Source organism: Butyrivibrio hungatei (genome assembly GCF_001858005.1).
Classification (GTDB): domain Bacteria; phylum Bacillota; class Clostridia; order Lachnospirales; family Lachnospiraceae; genus Butyrivibrio; species Butyrivibrio hungatei.
The window spans coordinates 1650198-1673671 of record NZ_CP017831.1 but is presented as its reverse complement, the minus strand read 5'-3'; the positions used below and the strand labels follow the sequence as shown (position 1 = coordinate 1673671).

18 protein-coding genes and 1 tRNA gene are annotated in these 23474 nt (G+C 39.2%); 18 read left to right on the top strand and 1 reads right to left on the bottom strand.

The window, feature by feature from the left end:
- Positions 1-17 precede the first annotated feature (17 nt).
- Positions 18-1277, top strand: coding sequence for a DUF1015 domain-containing protein (locus bhn_RS07865; RefSeq protein WP_071176177.1), 1260 nt, complete (start codon positions 18-20; stop codon positions 1275-1277).
- A gap of 33 nt (positions 1278-1310) precedes the next feature.
- A complete protein-coding gene (gene glgB, locus bhn_RS07860) occupies positions 1311-3815 on the top strand; it encodes a 1,4-alpha-glucan branching protein GlgB (protein ID WP_071176176.1) in 2505 nt (834 codons plus the stop codon).
- A gap of 204 nt (positions 3816-4019) precedes the next feature.
- On the opposite strand, the gene bhn_RS07855 is transcribed toward glgB, so the two are convergent.
- Positions 4020-4092: transfer RNA gene (locus tag bhn_RS07855), tRNA-Thr, on the bottom strand.
- A gap of 921 nt (positions 4093-5013) precedes the next feature.
- Here bhn_RS07855 and bhn_RS07850 point away from each other — a divergent pair.
- The 16 genes from bhn_RS07850 to bhn_RS07775 all read left to right on the top strand — a co-directional run bounded on the left by bhn_RS07850 (position 5014) and on the right by bhn_RS07775 (position 23427).
- Positions 5014-5538 carry an adenine phosphoribosyltransferase gene (locus bhn_RS07850; RefSeq protein ID WP_071176175.1) on the top strand — a complete coding sequence of 175 codons (525 nt, stop codon included), beginning with the start codon at positions 5014-5016 and terminating at the stop codon, positions 5536-5538.
- 6 nt (positions 5539-5544) lie between these two features.
- Complete coding sequence (locus bhn_RS07845; protein ID WP_071176174.1) at positions 5545-7824, top strand: RelA/SpoT family protein; 2280 nt, start codon at positions 5545-5547, stop codon at positions 7822-7824.
- Entirely contained in the window at positions 7824-8486 is a 663-nt protein-coding gene (locus bhn_RS07840) for an MBL fold metallo-hydrolase (protein ID WP_071176173.1), read from the top strand. Before bhn_RS07845 ends, bhn_RS07840 begins: the two co-directional genes overlap by 1 nt.
- Positions 8487-8505: 19 nt before the next feature.
- The gene (gene hemZ, locus bhn_RS07835; RefSeq protein ID WP_071176172.1) at positions 8506-9921 is read left to right on the top strand and encodes a coproporphyrinogen dehydrogenase HemZ; all 1416 of its coding nucleotides are present in this window, start codon (positions 8506-8508) and stop codon (positions 9919-9921) included.
- Between the two features lie 173 nt (positions 9922-10094).
- Positions 10095-11216 carry a DUF5692 family protein gene (locus tag bhn_RS07830; protein ID WP_071176171.1) on the top strand — a complete coding sequence of 374 codons (1122 nt, stop codon included), beginning with the start codon at positions 10095-10097 and terminating at the stop codon, positions 11214-11216.
- Positions 11216-11884 (top strand): hydrogenase nickel incorporation protein HypB, encoded by a 669-nt coding sequence (gene hypB, locus bhn_RS07825; protein WP_071176170.1) that lies wholly within the window; start codon positions 11216-11218, stop codon positions 11882-11884. The genes bhn_RS07830 and hypB overlap by 1 nt, the downstream gene beginning before the upstream one ends.
- A 120-nt stretch (positions 11885-12004) precedes the next feature.
- Positions 12005-12349, top strand: coding sequence for a hydrogenase maturation nickel metallochaperone HypA (locus bhn_RS07820; protein WP_071176169.1), 345 nt, complete (start codon positions 12005-12007; stop codon positions 12347-12349).
- 136 nt (positions 12350-12485) lie between these two features.
- The gene (locus tag bhn_RS07815; RefSeq protein WP_071177473.1) at positions 12486-15245 is read left to right on the top strand and encodes an FAD-dependent oxidoreductase; all 2760 of its coding nucleotides are present in this window, start codon (positions 12486-12488) and stop codon (positions 15243-15245) included.
- Between the two features lie 132 nt (positions 15246-15377).
- The gene (gene topA, locus bhn_RS07810; protein ID WP_071176168.1) at positions 15378-17492 is read left to right on the top strand and encodes a type I DNA topoisomerase; all 2115 of its coding nucleotides are present in this window, start codon (positions 15378-15380) and stop codon (positions 17490-17492) included.
- A gap of 135 nt (positions 17493-17627) precedes the next feature.
- Positions 17628-18407: a GTP-sensing pleiotropic transcriptional regulator CodY gene (codY, locus tag bhn_RS07805; protein WP_071176167.1), complete on the top strand. Its 780-nt coding sequence runs from the start codon at positions 17628-17630 to the stop codon at positions 18405-18407.
- Positions 18408-18614: 207 nt separating this feature from the next.
- Positions 18615-19007, top strand: coding sequence for a flagellar basal body rod protein FlgB (flgB, locus tag bhn_RS07800; RefSeq protein WP_071176166.1), 393 nt, complete (start codon positions 18615-18617; stop codon positions 19005-19007).
- A 15-nt stretch (positions 19008-19022) separates the two neighbouring features.
- Positions 19023-19472 (top strand): flagellar basal body rod protein FlgC, encoded by a 450-nt coding sequence (gene flgC / locus bhn_RS07795; RefSeq protein ID WP_071176165.1) that lies wholly within the window; start codon positions 19023-19025, stop codon positions 19470-19472.
- Positions 19473-19495: 23 nt separating this feature from the next.
- A complete protein-coding gene (locus bhn_RS07790; RefSeq protein WP_071176164.1) occupies positions 19496-19840 on the top strand; it encodes a flagellar hook-basal body complex protein FliE in 345 nt (114 codons plus the stop codon).
- Positions 19841-19871: 31 nt separating this feature from the next.
- Positions 19872-21491, top strand: a complete 1620-nt coding sequence (gene fliF / locus bhn_RS07785; RefSeq protein WP_071176163.1) for a flagellar basal-body MS-ring/collar protein FliF — start codon at positions 19872-19874, stop codon at positions 21489-21491.
- A gap of 24 nt (positions 21492-21515) precedes the next feature.
- A complete protein-coding gene (fliG, locus tag bhn_RS07780; protein ID WP_071176162.1) occupies positions 21516-22553 on the top strand; it encodes a flagellar motor switch protein FliG in 1038 nt (345 codons plus the stop codon).
- Complete coding sequence (locus bhn_RS07775; RefSeq protein WP_071176161.1) at positions 22546-23427, top strand: FliH/SctL family protein; 882 nt, start codon at positions 22546-22548, stop codon at positions 23425-23427. The genes fliG and bhn_RS07775 overlap by 8 nt, the downstream gene beginning before the upstream one ends.
- Positions 23428-23474 lie beyond the last annotated feature (47 nt).

The window sequence follows — 23474 nt, the reverse complement described above, 5'->3', positions numbered from 1 at the left end:
ATTATGGAGGAATATTTATGGCAGATATAAGACCTTTTAGAGCAATAAGACCTGCAAAGGGTAAGGAGGAGATTATTGCATCACTTCCTTATGACGTTTTTAACAGAAAAGAAGCTTATGAAAAGGTAAAAAGAAATCCAGAGTCTTTTCTTGCAATAGACAGACCAGAAACTCAGTTTCCTAAAGATCATGATATGTATGCAAAAGAAGTTTATGAAAAAGCTCATGATATGTTATGGGAAAGGGTTGAAAAGGGCGATTTTGTAAAGGATGAAGGAAAGTTCTTTTACATATATGAACAGACCTTTAAAGGAAGAACTCAGACTGGAATCGTAGCCTGTGCTTCTATTGATGATTATCTTTCAAATGTTATCAAAAAGCACGAAAACACCAGAGCTGACAAGGAAGAAGACAGAATAAAACATGTCTATACCTGCAATGCGCAGACTGGTCCGATCTTTTTGTGCTATAGAAAAAATAAGCTTTTATCAGAGCTGGTTGCAAGGGTAAAAGAGCTGGATGAACCGGTATATGATTTCGTATCTGAAGATGGCGTTGCCAACAGGATCTTTATCATTTCGGATGAAGATGAGATAAATACTATCAGCAGAGTTTTTACTACTATCAAATCTGTATATATCGCTGATGGTCACCATAGATGTGCATCAGCTGTGAAGGTAGGACTTAAAAAGAGGGAAGAAAGAGAAAAGGAAGGAAAACTTCGCGGAAAGTTAAAGTCTGACTACTTTTTGTCAGTTCTTTTCCCTGATGATGAGCTTGAGATCATGGACTATAACAGAGTTGTAAAGGATCTAAATGGCCTTACAGCAGATGAATTCATGGCTAAGATCTCTGAGAAATTTGAAGTTTCTAAAGAAGAAACAAGCGTTAAACCATCTAAAAAGGGCGAATTTGGCATGCTTTTAGATGGAAACTGGTATAGGCTTAATGCACATAAGGATATTTTAAAAGACGATGCTGTTGAGGGGCTTGATGTCTCTATTCTTCAGAATGAGGTGCTTGGTCCAATCCTTGGAATCGGAGATCCAAAGACTGACAAAAGAATTGATTTTGTAGGAGGGATAAGAGGCCTTTCGGAACTTGAGAAAAGATGCGGAACTGACATGAAGGTTGCTTTTTCAATGTATCCAACTTCATTATCTGAACTTTTTGAAGTTGCAGATCAGGAAAAGCTTATGCCACCTAAGTCTACATGGTTTGAACCAAAGCTTCTAAGTGGGTTATTTATTCACGATATTAATGGTATTATAGATTAAGGTATTGAGTGATTCATTAGGAGGGGATGTGCAGTGAATAACAAACTGTATAAAATGATGAATTGGCCGGAAATCGAAGAAATCATCTATTCAGATGGTGACAATCCACATCGAATATTGGGGGCTCATAAAGTCGGGAACAATTTCCTTGTTCAGGCTTTTTATCCTGATGCTTCAGAAGTGAGCGTATATGTTGAGAACAGCAAAAAAACATATCCGATGGAGCTTGCTGATGAGGCTGGTTTTTATGCTGTTATAGTTCCTTATGTTGACAAGCTTAAATATAAGCTTATCATCAAGGATTCTGATGGCGCAGAAAAGGAAGTTTATGATCCTTACGCTTTTGGCCCAACTATGGACCGGGAGGATTTTATAAAGTTTGGAAGTGGCATTCACTACCACATCTATGAAAAACTTGGTGCACATCTATCCAAAAGAGCTGGAGTAGAGGGCTGTATATTTGCTGTATGGGCTCCTTCAGCTGCAAGAGTAAGTGTTATTGGTGATTTTAATAACTGGGATGGCAGACTGTGTCAGATGCAAAGACTTGACCCTATCGGAGTTTTTGAGATCTTTGTTCCAGGTGCCAAGGAAAAGGATGGCTACCAGTTTGAAATTAAGACTAGAAGTGGACTGGTTTATAAAAGACCAGATCCATATGCAATAATGTCCAGAGGAGAAAATGGAATAATTTCTGTTATCAGCTCTAACAGATCCATTTCCTGGACTGATTCTAAATGGATATCTAACAGGAGAAAGGTTGACCTTGATGAGGCACCTCTTTCTATCTGTGAGATATCTCTTGAAGCTTTTGCTGGAAGACACGAAGGCACAAGCTCAATGGAAGAGATTACGGCAGACGTACTTGAATATGTACAGAATCATGGCTTTGATACTATCGAGCTTATGCCTGTAATGAAGCATCTTCCTGGACATTTCTATCATATTCTCGATTTCTTTGCTATTGATGATACAAATGGAACTCCTGAGGAGTTTATGAAGTTTATTGATAGATGCCATGAAAAGGGCATCAGAGTCATCATGGACTGGGTTCCAACCTTCTTTCCTAAGTCGTCATGTGGCCTTAGCGATTTTGACGGCAAGCCTTTATATGAATATGAAGATCCAAGGATAGGAATTCAGCCAAGGTCAGGAGATCTGATCTTTGACTATGGCAGAAAAGAAGTAACTAATTTTTTGATTTCAAATGCCCTTTACTGGATTGAGGTATTTCATATTGATGGACTTAGAACTTCAGATATTTCTAAGATTCTTTATCTGGACTATGACAGAAATCCGGGAGAATGGACTCCTAACATTTATGGTGGCAATGAAAACCTTGAAGCGTTAGAGTTCTTAAAACAGCTTACAACAGCAGTTCATAAGGATAATCCAGGCGTGATGCTGATCACCAAAGAAACTGCCTGCTGGCCACAGCTTACTGATACCATTGAAGACGGCGGTCTTGGCTTTGACTATAAGTGGAATAATGGATGGACAAGAGATTTCCTTTCATACATGGAAAACGATCCATTGTTTAGAGCAGGACATCACGACAAGCTTACATTTAGCCTTATATACAGCTACACTGAGAGATTTATTCTGGCATTTACCCATGAAGATATGGAGAAGGGTTTAGAAGGTCTTTATTATCTTATGCCAGGTGACTCATCTCAGAAGATGGCTAATTTGCGACTTGCTCTTAGCTATATGATGGTCCATCCAGGTAGAAAGCACCTTTACATGGAACCTGACGCGCTTACTATCGATCAGTCTGTGTTTATTGAAAATATGATAAAGAAACTTAATGAGCTTTATTTTGGTCACGCTGCCTTACATGAACTTGATAGTTCAGATAGCGGTTTTGAGTGGATCAATAACATGGCTGCTGAAGAGTGTATGGTTTCATTTGCAAGAAAAAGTGACAATGACAAGGAAATATTAGTTGTTGTAGCTAATTTTGCTGGTGTTGAAAGAGAAATAGAGCTTGGGGTTCCGGCTGACGGAAGATACATAGAGGTCTTTAACAGCGATGATGTGAACTTTGGCGGCCAGGGAATCCTTAATGAAGGAAAGCGCGAAGCAAGAAGAAAAGAAGTTGATGGAAGGGATTATTCCATTAAGATTAATCTTGGACCAGCTTCCTTATCAATTCTTTCTTTTGCACCATATTCTGTTCAGGAAAAGAAGATCCGTGCTATCAAGGAAGAAGAGGAAATAAAGAAAGAAAAAGAGCGTGAAGAAAAAATAGCAGCTCTTAAGGAAAGACAGACACAGGAAGAAGAACAGCTCCTTAGAGAACTTAAGCTTAAGTATGAGCGCGAACTTGCAGAACAGGAAAAAGCCATCGAAGAAAAATACGAAAAGATCGAAGAAGAAAAGATCTTCAAGATAGTATCAGAGGAAGCAGTTAAGAGCATCTCCAAGACCTCTTCAAAAACTGCAAAAACAAAGAAAACCTCAAATACTGCAAACAAAGCTACTATCAAGAAGAATACTACTTTTAAGAAAACAACAAAAAAGAAATCTACTAAATAAATTTGTGAATTAGATTTCTTGCATTACGTAAATATTAAACCAAAACCCAAAAATAGCCAGGAGAGTATCGTTTAAGTCCCTCTCCTGGCTTTTTCATAACCAGTGGTAAAGTAAAAAAATATAGTGACCCAAACCGATTTGATTTCGCAGAAATCATCGGAGGTTTGGGCACTATATTTTTACTTTACCACGTCCTATAAAAACAGCTGGAAAAGGGACTTGAACCCTCGACCTACTGATTACGAATCAGTTGCGCTACCAACTGCGCCATTCCAGCTAGCATCTGTGTAAACACAGGCACAATGAAGATTATACCTTTAGACTTTTCTTTTGACAAGGAGAAAACGTGAATTAATTGGTACCATTCACAGTTTTGGGGTAGCCGCTGGCTGGTTCACTGGGGCCGCGCCCTACCTCTGCCTAGTTCAGCTAAGTGGGGCCGCCAGCCTAAAGTTTGTTTTTGAGAATCTCTGAGGATTTTTCTATGTTCATGAACGTTATATTTCTTACTTTAAATTCTGTTTTTGAAACACTGTCTGAGTCTTTGATGCCATTTTTGCTGTAAAGTTTTGTTTTGCCCTCATCAAAAAAACGATACTTTTCTATGTGCTCATGCAGCTTTTGTTTTAATACGCATGCTCTTGCTACATACTTGCAGGGCGGAATTTATAATAAGTGGTCATTGGAGCTACGCTCCCATAACAGGAAAAGAGGTGATCTCGCAAGCTAGCTTGCAGAGTCACCTCTTATTCCTGTTTACAAAGCCCGCAGAAAGCGGGCGTGACCACTTATTATAAATTCTTAACGCCCTGCTTCAGACAACGCAAACCGCATGCGTGTCAAAAGCTGCTTATGAGCACAAGAAAATGGCGTTTTTTTGACAATCGTTCAAACCCAAAACTTTACAGCCAAAAATGTGCCTCAAAGACGAGTTTGTTTCAAAGAATTTAAAGTAAGAAATATAATGCCATGAACATAAAAATCCAAAGGATGAACAAAAATAAACTTTAGGCTGGCGGCCCCATTTAGCTGAACTAGGCAGAGGCAGGGCGCGTCCTCCCAAGTGAACCAGCCAGCGGCTACCCCAAAACTGTGAATGGTAACAGAAAACGCGAATTAATTCTGTTAAGAAATTGGGTCTTGTGCTATAATCTAAAGTTGAAGTTTTGTTTTTTATTTTAGAGAGGAAATTAAAACGATGAAAGATTTAAAAGATTACGTTAGAACTATACCTAACTTTCCAGAGGAAGGAATAATGTTTAGAGACATCACATCAGTTCTTCAGGATCCTGATGGATTCAAGCTTGCAATTGATGAGATGGCGAGACTTGTAAGTGACCTTGATTTTGATGTTGTCCTTGGCGCAGAGTCAAGAGGCTTCATCTTCAGTGCTCCTATCGCATATATGAGGGGCAAGGCACTTGTACCTGTTCGTAAGAAGGGTAAGCTTCCTTGCGAGACAATTCAGGTTGAGTATGACCTTGAATATGGTAAGGCAGTTCTTGAGCTTCATAAGGACGCTATCAAGCCAGGTCAGAAGGTACTTTTAGTAGATGACCTTATGGCTACAGGTGGTACAATAGAAGCTATGATCAAACTTGTTGAGCAACTTGGCGGTGAAGTTGCTGGAATCCTTGTTCTTATGGAACTTAAGGGACTTAAGGGAAGAGAGAGACTTAGCAAATATAGACTTGATGCTGCAATTAGCTACGAAGGGAAATAATATTTAATGCCTCAGAATTTCGACGACGGAAAAATTGAAGCTATTGAGGAGTTTCAGTCACCTGATAAGTTATATAAAGGACTCATTGAAAGAGTAAAGAAATATCATCCATCGGATGATATTTCTCTTATAGAAAAAGCTTATCAGCAGGCTGCTGAAGCCCACAAAGATCAGCTGCGCAAATCTGGTGAACCATACATCATTCATCCTCTTTGCGTGGCTATTATCCTTGCTGATCTTGAAATGGATAAAGAGACCATTGCAGCAGGGCTTCTTCATGATGTCGTTGAAGATACTATCTTGACCAAAGAAGAAATAGAAAAAGAGTTTGGGGCTGATGTAGCTCTTTTGGTAGATGGTGTTACAAAACTCACCAATTTGCAACTGTCTACTGATAATACCAATAAGACACAGGAACAGATCGACATGCAGGCTCAGAACCTGCGTAAGATGTTCCTTGCTATGGCAAAGGATATCAGAGTTATTCTGATAAAACTTGCCGATAGACTTCATAACATGAGAACTCTTTCTCATATGCCTCCAGAGAAACAGTCAAGGATAGCACAGGAAACCCTTGATATTTATTCACCTATTGCTGGAAGGCTTGGTATCAGCAGGATCAAGGTTGAGCTTGATGATCTGTCACTTAAGTACCTCAATCCTGATGTTTATTACGACCTTGTTGAGAAGGTTGCTGCCAGAAAGAGTGAGAGAGAAAAGTATGTAGAAGACATCGCTGAAAATGTCAGAAAGGCTATTTCTGATGCAGGTATTGTTGGCGATGTTAATGGAAGGGTCAAGCATTTCTTTAGTATTTACAAGAAAATGCGCAATCAGAACAAGACCCTTGATCAGATATATGATCTTTTTGCTATCAGAATAATAGTTGGAACTGTCAAGGACTGTTATGCAGCTCTTGGTATCATCCATGAGATGTACAAACCTATTCCTGGCAGATTCAAGGATTATATCGCAATGCCAAAACCAAATATGTATCAGTCCCTTCACACAACACTGATCGGACATACAGGTCAGCCTTTTGAGATACAGATCAGAACCTATGACATGCATAGGGCTGCTGAATACGGTATTGCTGCCCATTGGAAGTATAAAGAAGCATCTGATGGCAAAAAGTCTGAAACCGGTGAAGAAGAAAAGCTTATCTGGCTCCGTCAGATCCTTGAATGGCAACAGGATATGTCTGATAACCAGGAGTTCATGAGCCTGCTAAAAAGCGACCTCAACTTGTTTTCTGAGGACGTTTATTGCTTTACACCAACAGGTGAAGTTAAAAATCTTCCTGCAGGTTCCACACCTATCGATTTTGCTTACAGTGTTCACAGTGCTGTAGGTAACAAGATGATCGGTGCCAAGGTAAATGGTAAGCTTGTTCCTATAGATTATAAGATTCAAAATGGTGACAGAATTGAAGTTGTTACCTCTCAGAATTCACGTGGACCTAGTAGAGACTGGCTTGCGATCGCTAAATCTACTTCCACCAAGAATAAGATAAATCAATGGTTTAGAAATGAGCTCAAAGAGGAGAATATCGCTAAGGGTAGAGATCTTCTTATTGAGTATTGTAAGAGTAAAGGCATAGATCTTTTCTCTATTTCCAAGCCGGAATTCCAGAATATTGTTATCAAGAAATATGGATTCCACGATTGGAATGCTGTTCTTGCTGCTGTTGGTCATGGCGGACTTAAGGAAGGCCAGATCATCAACAAGATGTTGGAACTTAGTGACAAAGAGCACAAGCGCAACATCACTGATGAAGAAGTCCTTGCGGCTGTTGCTGAATCTAACGTAACACCTCAGGTTTCTGGATCAGACAATGCTATTATCGTAAAAGGTGTTCATGATGTAGCAGTTAGATTTTCCAAGTGCTGTAACCCTGTTCCAGGTGATGATATTTGTGGATTTGTTACCAGAGGAAGAGGCGTATCTATTCACCGCAGAGACTGCGTCAATGTAGTTAAGATGCAGGAAGAAGACAGAACCAGACTTATTGAAGCAAGATGGCAGTCCGATTCTAAGAGTGGCGGAAAGTATGCTGCAACAATCAAGATATTTGCTAACAACAGAAGCGGCCTTCTTGCTGATGTTTCAAGAGCGCTTACTGAAAAGAACATAGATATTATTTCTATGAATACCAGAACAAGTAAACAAGGTCTTGCTACAATGGAAACATCTTTCCAGGTATCTTCAAGAGATCAGCTTAGAGAGATTGTTGACAAGATCAGACAGATTGATAGCGTTATTGACATCGAAAGGACAACAGGCTGATGGGGAAGAACGTGCTTTCAGTTGGCAGTATGACTTTAGGTATGGTGGGGACAAACTGCTACTTTGTTTTTAAAGAAGAAGCAGATTGTAATGATGAAAAGACAAAGCATGTGATCTTATTTGATCCTGCAGATAGAGGAAGAAAGATCTACGATACCCTTACAGAAAATGGGCTTGTGGTAGATCTTATTCTTTTAACACATGGTCATTTTGATCATATCGGCGGAGTTGATGAGATAAAAAAATTGACAGGTGCTCCTGTTGGTTGTTATGAAAAGGAAATGGCTCTTTGTAATGATCCATATCTTAATCTTTCCAATGATTTTGGAATGCATTTAAAGGTAATGCCTGATAAACTCTACAAAGACGGAGATATTATAGAGGCTGCAGGTATGAGCTGCAAACTTATTTTTACACCTGGACATACTTCAGGAAGCTGCTGCTATTATTTTGAAGAAGGGCATATCCTTATAAGCGGTGATACTCTTTTTGAGGAATCTGTTGGACGAACTGATTTTCCTACTAGTTCAACAAGCGATCTTGTCCGCTCAATAAATGATAAGCTTTTTGTCCTTCCTGAAGAAACGATTGTTTATCCGGGACATGGAGATATTACAACCATTAAGCATGAAATGATGTATAATCCTTTTTGCAGATTTTGAGCATGATAAAGGTGATGAAATGCAGGTAATTTACACAGGTACTGATAAGTATTCATATGACATACATTCTTTGTATAAAGCTTTTTATCCTGAGGAAGAGATAAGAGTTCTTCCAGGAAATAAAGGCGATTTTCCAGAGAAAGAGAAGGATATTTCAGATAAAGATGAAATATCCTTTATTGATGTAGAAAAAACAAAGAATGAATTAAAAAAATCCATATATGAGGATCTTTCTAACAAGACTGGAAAGAAGCTTCCTTGGGGTAATCTTACTGGTATTAGACCTACAAGGATAGTCATGAATCTCATGGAAGAAGGAAAGAGTGATGAAGAAATAGTTGAGTACATGAAGAATGTGTACTGCGTTTCTGATGAGAAGATTGCTCTTAGCCTTTCTATTGCACATAGGGAAAAAGAAATCCTAAAAAATATAGACTACAAGAATGGATATAGTCTTTATATCGGAATTCCGTTTTGCCCTACAACTTGTCTTTATTGCTCATTTACATCTTATCCAATAGGTGCCTTTTCAGGGATAGTAGACGATTATCTTGGCTGTATTGAAAAAGAGATTGATTATGTGGCTGAGAACTTTAAAGGTAAGACTTTAGATACTATCTATATTGGTGGAGGCACTCCAACTACGCTTGAGCCTCACCAGATAAGAAGGCTTCTTGGCTATATTAAGGAAAAACTTGATACCTCTAAGGTAAAAGAACTTACTGTTGAATCCGGAAGACCTGATTCCATCACCAGGGACAAACTTATAGCCATGAAAGAGATGGGAGTTACCAGAATATCAGTAAATCCTCAGACAATGAAGGATGAGACACTAAGACTTATTGGTAGAAGACATAACGTAGCGCAGCTTATAGATGCTTTCAAAATGGCAAGAGAAGAGGGCTTTGATAATATCAATATGGATATCATCCTTGGTCTTCCTGGCGAAGATGCAAAAGATGTGGCATATACAATGTCAGAAATAGAAAAGCTTTCTCCTGATGATCTTACTGTTCATTCCCTTGCTATTAAAAGAGGCTCAAAACTTGCAGAGATCATTCATGAAAAGGCCATGAGGGGAGAAATATCTGAAAATGTTCTTGATTCTATAAATAACACAGAAGAAATGATGAAGATTGCTTCTGATGGAGCTTTAAAGATGGGGCTTTCTCCATATTATCTCTATAGACAAAAGAACATAAGTGGTAACTTTGAAAATACCGGTTATGCAAGAGATGGGAAGGCTGGAATATATAATATCCTCATAAATGAAGAGGTTCAGTCAATTGTTGCTCTTGGTGCAGGTACTGTTACAAAAAGAGTCTATGGTTATGGCGGCAGGATTGAGCGCTGCGATAATGTAAAAGATGTAAAGCTCTATATGGATCAGATTGATGAAATGATCGATCGTAAGAGAAAACTCTTTTACGACTAAGCGTTAAAAAGTAGACGCTATGTGAAATAAAGGAAACCGCTTCAAAAAAAGTGGTGCCCCACATTGCATTAGTTTAGACATAATTTATTGTTTGGTATTGTGCAATGTGCTATAATAGTGATGTATAAAAATTAAAACATGATATATTGATGGTATATCAAAGGAGGTCACTTATGTTATTCCAATTATATGGCAACTCTGCAGCTATGCAACTAGTTGGTTGGGTTCTTGTATTTGTTGGACTCATTCTTATGAATGAAATTGGTCGTAGGACCAAACTCGGTGGAATGATTGTTTTCGTAGTTATTCCATGTATCTTAACTATTTACTTTATTCTTGCTCATCTTGGTATGTTCGGAGGAAAGGCAAATCCTACCGTTGCATATATGGATGGATGGTTCCATTATTTCAAGCTTTATGCTGCTGATATCGGTTGCGTAGGCTTTATGATGATCAAATATAAATGGGGCATTGGCAAAGAAAAATGGTTTGCCTGGTTCCCATGGGCTATCGTTGCTGCAAATATCATGATTGCGAATGTATCTGATATGGAGTCAGCTCTTGCTGCATTTAGCATTACTGGTAATTTAAGTGGTGCTTGGTGGGCATCTAACGAAGGTGTATTTATCTACGGTGGATGGTGGAACGTTGTTAACGCTATCGCTGGTATGATCAATATCTTCTGTATGACAGGTTGTGTGCATCTTTATACATCAAAGGATAAGAATCATGCAGATATGCTTTGGCCAGATATGACAGTTTGGTTCATTCTTGCATATGATGTTTGGAATTTTGAGTATACATACTTAAATCTTCCTACACATTCATGGTATTGTGGTGTAGCTCTTTTACTTGCTCCTACATTTGCAAATGCATTCTGGAACAAGGGCGCTTGGATCCAGAATCGTGCTAATACACTTGCAATTTGGTGCATGTGGGCACAGGTTGTTCCATTCTTCCAGCTTGGTTCTAGATTTGCAGCAGCTCTTCCTTCAGTATATGGCGGTGCAACTCAGGCTGGTATTACTACAATGGACCTTTACGAAAAGGCAATTAACCTGTATAATTCAGGTGCAGGCAAAACAGCACAGGCTGGCGAGATCATTTCTTCAATGGGAATCACAGCAGACCCTAGAATGCAGGGATTTGTTGCTATTCTCGCTATCGCCATTAATGTGATCTGCATTGCTGAGATTATAAAGAGATCAGTCAAGCTTGGTAAGAGTCCATATTCTCATGAGGTATTCAAGGATACTAAGGACTTCCAGCTTGCAATGGAGCGTGCTGAACAGTAATGGACAATGTTAGAGTAATCGAAGTAAAAAGAAGTATTTTTGAAAGCAACGATCTTGATGCAGAGAAACTCAGAAAGGAACTTAAGGAGAGTAAGACATTTCTTTTGAACCTTATGTCTTCACCTGGATCAGGAAAAACAACAACACTTACGAGAACTATTGAACTTCTGAAGGACAAGTATAGGATTGGCGTAATGGAAGCTGATATTGATTCAGATGTTGACGCCAAGACTATTGCAGCCACAGGAGTCAAAGCTATTCAGCTTCATACAGGTGGTATGTGCCATCTTGATGCTGATATGACAAGACAAGGTATCAAAGAGCTTGATACAAGTGATGTCGATTTTGCTATATTGGAGAATGTTGGAAATCTTGTATGTCCTGCAGAATTTGATACTGGAAGTACCAAGAATGCAATGATTCTTTCTGTTCCAGAAGGACATGACAAACCACTTAAGTATCCTCTTATGTTCTCTATTTGCGATGTGGTTTTGATAAATAAGATTGATGTTATGCCTTATTTTGATTTTGATCTAGAGAAATGTAAGGAAAACATCTTATTCAGAAATCCTAAAGCAAAGATCATTCCTATCTGTGCAAAGACAGGTGAGGGAATGCAGGAATGGGCTGATTGGCTTTCAGCTCAAATTGAAGAGAACATTAGATAAATTGACTTATGAAAAAGGCCAGGCGATTATATGCAAAAATTTAACCGTCCCGGCCTTTTTCTGACCTATATGGGAACTGAAAATTTTAAAACAGTTTTTTACACTTTAAAGGTTAAAGGTATGCATGAATTAGGTGTAGTATTTCGCATAATTGATGACCTTACAGAGGTTGGCAAGGAAAATGATATTCACAAGATACATTCAGTGACTTTGCAACTTGGTGAGGTTTCCGGGGTTGTTCCTTCTTTTTTGACAGATGCTTGGAAGTGGGCTGCGGCTAAGACAGAGCTCATGAAAGATTCAGAACTTATTATTGAGAATCTTCCAGCTGTTACTTATTGTGAGGATTGTAAGAAGGAATATAGCACGGTAGAACATGGCAAGATCTGCCCATATTGTGGCAGCGAGCATACATATCTCTTAAAAGGCAACGAGTTTTTGATAAAAGAGATAGCGGCAACATAACTATTTTTAGAAAGATGATGGTAGAGAGATGGATATGAACAAATTTGATATGAATGATCTTAGCACTCCATATTCCTTAGATCCTAACCGTAATAAACAGGATCCTAGAGCTGGTATCATTCCTGAGTGGGTGGATATGAATGCACCTTTCCGTGAGCCTCTTGCTAGATTTGCAAAGGCTGTTACGGATAGAAAAAACATTAAGCTTGGCATTGAGAAGATCACAAAAGAAAGCCCTGAATATTGGGGACTTTATAATCTTATTACTGACGCTCAGTGTGAGATTGCCCTCAAGATGCAGAAGCGCAAACCTAAGACTTTTGAGGAGATTGCGGCTCTTTGCCCTGAGTATTCAAAGGAAGAACTTCAGAAAAACCTTGATGAGATGTCATACAACGGCGTAATTGAATGGAACTATGAAAATGACAAGCATGAGAAGCAGTATGTACTTCCTATGTATGTTCCTGGTTCTGCTGAGTTTGGTAACATGAATCATAATGTTATTGAAAAGCATCCTGAAGTAGGACCATTCTTTGAGAGAATGAGCCGTATTCCTCTTGAGGGACTTACACATATGGTACCAATGGGTGGTGCTGGTGTAGGTATGCATGTAATCCCTGTTGAGAAGGCTATTGAGATGCAGGGTGAAGCAATCAACCTTGAGAAGATCTCTTACTGGCTTGATTACTATGAAGGAAAGTATGCAGCTTCTCCTTGTTCATGTAGAAGATCCAGAAAGACATTTGACCAGGGCTGCGCTGATGATCCAGAGGGCTGGTGTATTGCTGTTGGTGATATGGCTGACTATGTCGTTGAGACTCAGAAAGATGGTCACTACATCACTAAGGAAGAAGCTCTTGAGATCTTTAAAAAGGCTGAAGATAATGGATTTGTGCATCAGATCACAAATATTGACGGACAGCACAAGATCTTTGCTATCTGTAACTGTAACGTTAATGTATGTTATGCACTCCGTACTTCACAGCTTTTCAATACTCCTAACATGTCACGTTCAGCTTATGTTGCTCACGTTGACAAGGATAACTGTGTAGCATGTGGACGTTGCGTAGAGGTTTGCCCAGCTGGTGCGGCTACACTTGGTCAGAAGCTTTGTAAGAAAGATGGTAGTGAAGTAGTTTATCCTAAGATGCCTCTTCCAACACAGAAGAAGTGGTCACAGGATATGTGGACAGAAGATTATAGAGATATTAACAGGATCAACACTCACAAGACTGGTACAGCTCCTTGTAAGACAGCTTGTCCTGCACATATTCCTGTTCAGGGTTATCTTAAGATGGCTGCTCAGGGAAGATATGATGAAGCTCTTGCACTTATCAAGAGATACAATCCACTTCCTGCAGTTTGCGGACATGTATGTAACAGAAGATGTGAAGATGCTTGTACTAGAGCAACTATCGATCAGGCACTTGCTATCGATGAAGTTAAGAAATTCGTAGCTATGCGTGATCTTAAGTCTGATACTCGCTATATTCCTGAAAAGGTTATTCCTAAGCTTGATGGCGGCTTTGATGAGAAAGTTGCGATCATTGGTGCTGGTCCAGCAGGTATCTCTTGTGCATATTATCTTGCACTTAAGGGCTACAAGCCAACACTCTTTGATAAGAACAAGAAGCCAGGCGGAATGGTAACATACGGAATTCCTTCATTCGTTATGGAAAAAGATGTTGTAGAAGCTGAAGTTGATGTTCTCAGAGAACTTGGCGTAGACATTCGTCTTGGAGTAGAAGTTGGTAAGGATATTACCTTAAAGCAGCTTCGTGATGAAGGCTATAAGGCGTTCTATATTGCTATTGGATGTCAGGGCGGACGTGGAGTGAACGTTCCTGGTGAGGATGCTGAAGGCGTTATCAAGGGTGTAGATATTCTCCACGCTGTAATTGATGATGAGAGCTACAAGCTTTCAGGTGATACAGTTGTTATCGGTGGTGGTAACGTTGCTATCGACGTAAGCCGTACAGCCATCAGATGTGGTTCACCTAAGATCACACAGGTATCACTTGAAACACGTGATATCATGCCAGCTCTTCCTGAAGAGATTGAAATTGCAGAGTCTGAAGGAATTGAGTTCAAGGGCGGATGGGGACCAAAAGAGATCCTCGCAGAAAATGGCAAAGTTAAAGGAATTGTATTTAAGAAGTGCACTCAGGTTAAGAATGCTGAGGGAAGATTTGATCCTAAGTACGATGAGAATGAGACAATGGAAATTGCTTGTTCAAATGTAATCCTTTCAGTAGGACAGGCTACTATCTGGGGTGATCTTTTAAAGGATGAGAACGTAGAGTTCAGAGGTCCTGCACCAGTTGCTGATAAGATCACATTCCAGACAACAGTTCCTGATATCTTCGTTGGTGGAGATATGTTCTACGGACCAAGATTTGCTATTGATGCAATTGCATGTGGTAGAGAAGGTGCTGAGTCAATCCATAGATTTGTTCAGCCTCATTCTTCACTTACAATTGGTCGTGATCCTAACTTCTTTATTGAGCTTGATAAAGATGACATTTCCGTTAAGGATTATGATCATGTTGGACGTCAGGTTGCTGGAAATAGCAAGAAAGATGGCGAGAAGCTTACATTCCGTGATACAAAGCTTGTATTTACAGAAGAACAGGTTAAGAAAGAGACATCTCGTTGTCTTGGATGCGGTGCTTCAATCATCGATCCTAATAAGTGTGTAGGCTGCGGACTTTGCACAACTCGTTGCGAATTTGATGCTATCAAGCTTACAAGAGATAATCCAGATGCTTCTACAATGAGAACTGCAGAAGATAAGCTTAAATACATTCTTCCAAATGGTATCAAGCAGGCTATCAAGAGACCATTTGTTAAGAAGACACCTGAGGAAACAGCATGGCTTCCTAAGGACAAAAAGTAAAAATTTAAATATTAAAAATGTTAAGATTAAGTCAAGTGTTTAAAAGGGGCACTTGACTTAATCTTTAAAAATGTATATTAATATGAAATATGTTAACAACAAATTTTTATGAAGGGGAAATTTAGTTTTCGAATGGCAACTAAAACAACTAGTAACAAGAAAAATACACTCTTAATAGTTGAGTCTCCAACAAAGGTCAAAGCTATTAAGAAGTTTTTAGGATCAGGCTATGAGGTTGCAGCCAGCAACGGACACGTCAGAGATCTTCCTAGAAGTCAGATGGGAGTAGACGTGGAGCATGATTTTGAGCCTAAATATATTACGATCCGTGGAAAGGGAGATATACTTGCTGAACTTCGTAAGCAGGTTAAAAAAGCAGATAAAGTGTATCTTGCAACCGACCCGGACCGTGAGGGAGAAGCTATTTCATGGCACCTTGTTTCAGCGCTCAAGCTTAAAGAGGCTGATGCTAAGGTTCAGAGAGTAACCTTTAATGAAATCACCAAGAATGCAGTAAAAGAAGCTATGAAGCATCCGAGAGAGATTGATATGAACCTTGTAGATGCTCAGCAGGCAAGACGTGTTCTTGATAGAATGGTTGGATATAGTATTTCTCCGCTTCTTTGGTCAAAGATCAAAAGAGGTCTTAGTGCAGGAAGAGTTCAATCAGTTGCACTCAGGATAATTGCAGATAGAGAAGAAGAAATCGATTCATTTATTCCAAAGGAATATTGGACTTTAGATGTTAATCTTTCTGCAGCCGGAGAAAAGAAGCCGCTTGTTGCTCATTATTATGGTGAAGGCAATGAGAAGAAAGAGATAAGTTCCAAGGAAGAACTTGACAGCATCTGCCTTTCACTTAAGGATGCTAAGTATGTTATCTCAGATGTGAAGAAGGGTGAAAGAACCAAGAAGGCTCCACTGCCATTTACTACTTCAACTCTTCAGCAGGAAGCGTCTAAGGCACTTAATTTCTCAACACAGAAGACAATGAGAGTTGCTCAGCAGCTCTATGAAGGAATAGATCTTGGTAGTCAGGGAACAGTAGGTCTTATTACATACCTTAGAACTGACTCTACAAGAGTGTCAGCTGAGGCTGTTGCTTCAGCAAATGATTATATCCAGCAGAATTTTGGCAAGGAGTATCTTGCAGGAGAAGTATCTTCTAAAAAGTCAGATGCCAAGATCCAGGATGCTCACGAAGCTATCAGACCAACATATATTGAGAATACTCCAGTTAAAGTAAAAGATTTCCTTTCAAGAGATCAGTTCAGACTTTATCAGCTTATCTGGAGAAGATTCATGGCAAGCAGAATGGCTGCTGCCAAGTATGAGACAACATCAGTCAAGATCGATGCAGGCAAGCATAGATTCACAGTATCTGCATCTAAGACTGTTTTTGATGGATTTCTTAATGTTTACACAGATGATGAGGACCAGATCGAAAAGAATGTTCTCATGAAGAATCTGGACACAAACACAAAGCTTTCCTTTGATTCTTTTGACAGTGCTCAGCACTTTACTCAGCCAGCTCCTCACTATACAGAAGCTTCACTTGTTCATGATCTTGAAGCTTTAGGAATTGGCAGACCAAGTACATATGCTCCAACAATTTCTACAATTTTGGCAAGACATTATATCACCAAGGAAAATAAGAGCATTTTCATCACTGAGCTTGGTCAGGCAGTCAACAAGATGATGATGGAAGCATTCCCTCAGATAGTAGATGTAAACTTTACATCCAATATGGAAGCGTTACTTGATGGAATCGCTGATGGTGACGTTAAGTGGAAGACTGTTATAGAGAACTTCTATCCAGACCTTGATAAGGCTGTCAAAGAAGCTGAGAAGGACATGGAAAAAGTTGTGGTTCAGGATGAGGTTACAGATGAGATCTGCGAAAACTGTGGCAGAAATCTCGTTATCAAATATGGCCCTCATGGCAAATTCCTTGCTTGTCCTGGATTCCCTGAGTGTAAGAACACAAAGCCATACTTTGAAAAGATCGGAGTAGAGTGTCCTAAGTGTGGTAAGGATATTGTTCTTAAGCGTACCAGAAAGGGACGTATATTCTACGGCTGTATTGATAATCCTGATTGTGACTATATGTCATGGTCAAGACCAACCAAGGAAAAATGCCCGAAGTGCGGATCTATAATGGTTGCTAAGGGCAACAAACTTGTATGTTCAGATGAGCAGTGCGGATATATCTGTTCTAAGGAATCAAGCGATTCAAATAAGGACTGAACAATAAATCAGAATTTTTAGAAAATTTAAGTCTTTTTTCATAATTGTAGGCGCTTCAACGTTTGAAGCGCCTATTTTTTTGTGCTATGATAACAATAGTTTAAATATGCAAAATAATCTTAAAGGAGAACAAAAATGAGTAGTGTTCAACTACTAGATAAGACCCGCAAGATTGGCAAACTATTACATAACAGTAACTCTGGAAAGGTTGTATTCAATGACATTTGCCGAGTGTTATGTGACATTTTATCTTCTAACATGTTTGTTATCAGTAAAAAAGGTAAAGTGCTCGGAATCGGTGAAAGTGCAAATGTGGAATCATTAAGTGATCTGCTTGTAGACAATGTAGGATCATTTATTGATCCAATGCTTAATGAGAGATTACTTACGATTTTGTCTACAAAAGAAAATGTTAATCTAGAAACTCTTGGTTTTGAAGGAATTGACAGTTCTAAATTTCAGGCAATCATTACTCCTATTGAGATTGCAGGTGAGAGATTAGGAACATTATTTATTTACAAGACCGATACTCCATATGATATTGATGACATAATTCTTTGTGAGTATGGAACAACAGTGGTTGGTCTTGAAATGCTAAGAGCAGTAAATGAAGAGAATGCAGAGGAGAGCAGAAAGCTTGCAGTTGTTAAATCTGCTATCAGTACACTTTCATTTTCTGAGATGCAGGCCATTATTCATATATTTGATGAGCTTGATGGAATGGAAGGAGTTCTGGTTGCCAGCAAGATTGCTGACAGAGTAGGAATTACCAGAAGCGTTATCGTAAATGCTCTTAGAAAGTTTGAGAGCGCAGGTGTAATTGAATCTAGATCCTCTGGCATGAAGGGAACTTACATCAAGGTTACTAATGACGTAGTCTTTAACGAGATCAAGAAGTTAAAGCAGGAATTATAACTAGAATGTATTATATTGCAGGATGGATGTTGATGAACGGATTTATCGTTTATGATAAATCCGTTCATTTTTTATACATGTTGTAGTTAATAAAATATAAAAACACAATATGAAGTATATTTTTCTTGTTTTTTTCAAATAAAAATCATATTATTAATAATAATAAGATAATAGGTCTTATTATGTTCTCATTTAAGGAGGATTTCTATGATCAACAGTAATGCTTTTGATTACATCAATGTTCTGGATAAGGCTGCAGATGCTTCTTGGACCAGAAATGAAGTTATTGCAAATAATATAGCCAATGTTGATACTCCTGGATACAAGAGACAGGATCTTAATTTTGAGGACGAACTGGAAAGAGCGCTTGGACATTCAAGATACAAGACTATGGATCAAAAGGTCGGGGATCTTAAGGATAAGCACTTGAAACCAAGGGTTATCAATGACTATTCTAATTTTTCATATAGAACAGACAAGAATAACGTAGACATTGACACTGAGAATGTAACACTTGCAGCTAACCAGCTCAAGTATCAGGGACTTATGTCAGGTCTTAACAATGAATTTAAGAACCTGCAGTCTGTTATGAAGTCTTGATGAAGGAGTAGGATTATGAGTATATTTGATTCTTTTAACATTAATTCATCTGGTATGACAGCTCAGAGATTCAGAATGGATATCATTTCTGAGAATATTGCCAATGCCAATACAACCCGCACTCAGGATGGAACTCCTTATGTCAGAAAGGTAGTTACATTTGCAGAAAAAGGTACACAGACTCCTTTTTCAAGGATCCTTAACGAAAGACTTGATCATTATTCAGGTAGAGGTGTTAAGGTTACTAAGGTTCAGGATGATACATGGACACAGATGAACGTTGTATATGATCCTTCACATCCTGATGCTGATGCTAACGGATATGTTACTTATCCTAATGTTAATACAGTCACAGAAATGACTAACCTTATAGATGCAAGCAGATCCTATGAAGCTAATGCTACAGCATTTAATGCCAGCAAGAATATTGCTTCAAGAGGACTCGAGCTTGGCCAGGGCGGCTGATAGTTTTTATGGAGGAATGATAAATGGCATCACTTGATATTTCACAACTTAGGAATGTTACATCAGGCGCGATCAAAAGTGCAGAAAAGACTAATAGCAGAGTTTACAATGTCCTTGGAGATGATCAAAAGGGAAATGACCAGGCGTTTTCTGTTATCTTTGGTCAGGCTGTAGAAAATATAAATACTACTAACGCTTACTTGTCTGACGCTGAGAATGAAGAGATTAAATGGGCTCTTGGTCAGACAGATAATACTCATGATCTTTCTGTAGCGATACAGAAGGCTCAGACAGCACTTCAATATACAGTTGCTGTAAGAGACCGCGTTCTTTCTGCATATAGAGAACTTACTCAGATGCAGATTTAATATGTTTTAAGATTTTGGGGAGGGAGAGAGCATGGCTGATAAACTTAAAGCCTTGTGGCAAAAAGTTCTCGACTGGTGGAATCAGTTTACTGCTAAACAAAAGACTCTGATCATTGGAGCCGGTTCAGTAATACTGCTGACCATCATTATATTGGTTTCTATTTTGAACCAGCCTCAGTATGTTCTTTTGGCTACGGCCAATTCTACAAAGGAAGCTTCAGAGATAAAAGAGCTTCTTGATTCAAATTCAGTAAATTATAAAATGTCAGATGATGGTCTGGAATTCAGGGTCCTAAAAAAGGATCAGGGTGATGCCAGCCTTCTTTTGGGTGCAAATGATATACAGTCATATGCCTATAGTATTGATAATGTTACTGATGGCAGCTTTTCAACTACAGAATCTGATAAGCAAAAGAAATACGTCCTATATCTGGAAAGCAGACTGGAATCGGATTTTATTTCAAAGTTTGAAGCAATCAAGAGTGCTAATGTTCAGCTTAATATTCCTGACAATGATGGAACACTTATTGGTAATCAGGAAGAAGCATCAGCCTGGATCCTTTTGAATATAGCTGATGGTGCGAATTTTTCTGAAGATAATGCAGCCTTTCTTGCAAAGGCAGTTGCTGTAGCAATAGGTAATGAAAACACAGAGAATATCGTTATTCTTGACACTAACGGTAATATGCTTTTCTCTGGAAGTGAGGAGACTACAACTTCAGGGCTTGCAAGTTCACAGCTCTCATTAAAGGCTAAGGCAGAGCAGATCGTTAAAAGTGAAGTTAAAAAGGTTCTTCTTGGAACGAAGCTTTATGATGATATTGAAGTAGCAAGTAACCTTGTTATGGATTTTTCTAAAGAAGAAAAGACAACTCATAACTACACTCCTGCACAGGATCAGACTCAGGGTGTTTTAAGTCATGAGGATACATATAACGCAGAAAATGTTAATGGTATAAGCGGTATTCCTGGTACTGATACAAACGCTGATGATGAAACAACTTATGTTACTCAGGACAATCAGAATTCAACATCAAGTATTACTGAGGAATCTCGTGATTATCTTCCTAATGAGGAGATCACTACTAAGACAAATCAGCCGGGGGCTATTCAATATGATCAGTCTTCTATATCTGTTACAGCTATCAACTATGTAGTTGTAAAAGAAGAAGATTATAAGAGCGCTGATAACAATAATATGACTTGGGATGAGTACAAAGTTGCAAATGCTCAGCCTGTTACATTGGAAGTTCCTGAAGAGATGATAAATGTTGTTTCTAAGGCAACCGGTATCAGTGCAGAGAATGTAGCAATGGCTGCATATACTGAATATGTCTTCTTTGACAGAACAGGTGCGGCTATAACACTTACAGATGTATTACAGATCTTGCTTATCCTTGTTATCCTTGGACTTCTTGCATTCATTATCATCAGGAGCATGTGGACCAAGAAGGCTCAGGAGGAAGAGGAAGAGCCAGAGCCTCTTTCAGTTGAATCATTGCTTGAGTCTCAGCCAGAAGAAGTTCTTGAAGATATTGAGATGGATACAGGTTCAGAAACCAAGCGTCTTATTGAAAAGTTTGTTGATGAAAATCCAGAAGCTGCAGCGACACTGTTGCGCAACTGGCTTAACGAGGACTACGGTCTATAATTTTATGAGGGAGTTGGAAGTATTATGGATACTGAAGTTTCTGCAGGAGGAAATCCGTTAACAGCGGGTTTTACAGGCACTCAAAAAGCGGCAATTCTTCTGATCGCACTTGGACCAGAAAAATCATCCGCCATATTCAAGCATCTCAAGGACGAGGAAATTGAGGAGCTTACTTTAGAGATCGCCAACACCAGAAGTGTAACTTCTCAGATCAAAGAGGCGGTCTTAGAAGAGTTCTATGGTGTCTGCCTTGCACAGCAGTATATTGCTGAAGGTGGTATCAACTATGCCAAAGAACTTCTTGAGAAAGCTCTTGGTGAGGATAAGGCTCTTGACGTTATCAGTAAGCTTACTGCTTCACTTCAGGTTAAGCCTTTCGAGTTTATTCGTAAGACTGAGCCTTCGCAGCTCCTTACTTTCATTCAGGACGAGCATCCTCAGACTATTGCTCTTATTTTGTCCTATATGTCACCTTCACAGAGTGCGCTTATTCTCTCGGCTATTCCACCTGACAGGCAGGCAGATGTTGCTAAGAGAATCGCTTCTATGGACCGTACAAGTCCGGATACAATAAAGGAAGTAGAGAAAGTATTGGAATCAAAGTTATCGTCTCTTGTAAATCAGGATTACACAATTGTTGGTGGTGTAGACGCAGTTGTAGAGATCCTCAATACTGTAGACCGTGCAACAGAGAAGCACATTATGGAAACTCTCGAGATCGAAGAGCCAGAGCTTGCAGACGAGATCAGAAAGAAGATGTTCGTATTCGAAGATGTTCTTCTTTTGGACGACAGATCTATTCAGAGAGTGCTGCGTGAAGTTGAAAATAGTGACCTTGGACTTGCTCTTAAGGGCGCTACAGAGAACGTTCAGACAGCAATCTTCAACAACCTGTCAAAGCGTCTTGCTGCTATGATCAAGGAAGATATGGACTTCATGGGACCTGTTCGTATGAAGGATGTTGAAGAGGCTCAGCAGAAGATCGTTAACGTCATCAGAAAGCTTGAGGACGCTGGCGAGATCGTAATCTCCAGAGGTGGAGGTGATGAGTTAGTTGTCTAATCTGTTTAAGGCAGGTTTTGTGAGCTTTGATCAGGGTGAAGCCAGGATCATTGATAGCAATGAACTTGCGAACAAAAAAATAGAAGCATTTCAGGAACAGGAGTTAAAGAGACAAAGAGCTCAGATGGCTTCTGAAGAAGGCTTTCAAGAAGGTGAAGAGCCAGTTGACTTTATTCCTGGGCTTGAAATGGAACAGCTTAATCAGCTTACAGAAGACCAGGGCGTGATCGAGCCTATGCAAAGTCCTGATTCTCAATTTGACATGGAAGCTATGCAGGCTGAAATAGATTTTAAGATTCAGCAGGCACAGGAACAGGCTGACGCTATCATTCAGGAAGCCAACGAACAAGCTGATGCTATTCGTAATAACGCAATAGATCAGGGAAGAAGAGAAGGCTACGATGCTGGATATCAGGAAGGTGTTGCTGCAGCTGAAAGCTTAAAGGCTGAGATCGAGCAACAAAGAGAAGGACTTGAAAAAGAGTATCAGCAACTTGTAGATGAGCTTGAGCCAGAAATGGTTGATATTCTTACTCAGATCTATGAGCATGTTTTTGGAATTGAACTTAGAGAGGATAAGGCTATTATCCTTCATCTTTTAAAGAGTACTTTATCAAGAATCGAACCGGGAAATGATCTTATTGTTCATGTTTCTTCCGATGACTATGATGAGGTAATCGATGAAAGAGATAGTCTTGATGCCTGCATCACTTCGCCTAACACCACAATGGAAATTATTGAAGATCCTCTTTTGAAAGAAAATGAATGCATGATCGAATCAGATAGTGGTGTATTTGATTGCAGTCTGGGAGTTGAACTTTCAGAAATCAGCAGAAAACTAAAACTTCTGTCTTTTGACAGAAAGAAGAGATAAACAGGTGATGGAATGCTAGTTTCTTCAATTGATCTATCGAAATACAA

Bases quoted from the DNA above. Each gene is read 5' to 3' on its own strand.
- bhn_RS07865 (WP_071176177.1), top strand. From the start codon at position 18: ATGGCAGATATAAGACCTTTTAGAGCAATAAGACCTGCAAAGGGTAAG.
- bhn_RS07850 (WP_071176175.1), top strand. From the start codon at position 5,014: ATGAAAGATTTAAAAGATTACGTTAGAACTATACCTAACTTTCCAGAG.
- bhn_RS07845 (WP_071176174.1), top strand. From the start codon at position 5,545: ATGCCTCAGAATTTCGACGACGGAAAAATTGAAGCTATTGAGGAGTTT.
- bhn_RS07840 (WP_071176173.1), top strand. From the start codon at position 7,824: ATGGGGAAGAACGTGCTTTCAGTTGGCAGTATGACTTTAGGTATGGTG.
- hemZ (WP_071176172.1), top strand. From the start codon at position 8,506: ATGCAGGTAATTTACACAGGTACTGATAAGTATTCATATGACATACAT.
- bhn_RS07830 (WP_071176171.1), top strand. From the start codon at position 10,095: ATGTTATTCCAATTATATGGCAACTCTGCAGCTATGCAACTAGTTGGT.
- hypB (WP_071176170.1), top strand. From the start codon at position 11,216: ATGGACAATGTTAGAGTAATCGAAGTAAAAAGAAGTATTTTTGAAAGC.
- bhn_RS07820 (WP_071176169.1), top strand. From the start codon at position 12,005: ATGCATGAATTAGGTGTAGTATTTCGCATAATTGATGACCTTACAGAG.
- bhn_RS07815 (WP_071177473.1), top strand. From the start codon at position 12,486: ATGAATGCACCTTTCCGTGAGCCTCTTGCTAGATTTGCAAAGGCTGTT.
- topA (WP_071176168.1), top strand. From the start codon at position 15,378: ATGGCAACTAAAACAACTAGTAACAAGAAAAATACACTCTTAATAGTT.
- codY (WP_071176167.1), top strand. From the start codon at position 17,628: ATGAGTAGTGTTCAACTACTAGATAAGACCCGCAAGATTGGCAAACTA.
- flgB (WP_071176166.1), top strand. From the start codon at position 18,615: ATGATCAACAGTAATGCTTTTGATTACATCAATGTTCTGGATAAGGCT.
- flgC (WP_071176165.1), top strand. From the start codon at position 19,023: ATGAGTATATTTGATTCTTTTAACATTAATTCATCTGGTATGACAGCT.
- bhn_RS07790 (WP_071176164.1), top strand. From the start codon at position 19,496: ATGGCATCACTTGATATTTCACAACTTAGGAATGTTACATCAGGCGCG.
- fliF (WP_071176163.1), top strand. From the start codon at position 19,872: ATGGCTGATAAACTTAAAGCCTTGTGGCAAAAAGTTCTCGACTGGTGG.
- fliG (WP_071176162.1), top strand. From the start codon at position 21,516: ATGGATACTGAAGTTTCTGCAGGAGGAAATCCGTTAACAGCGGGTTTT.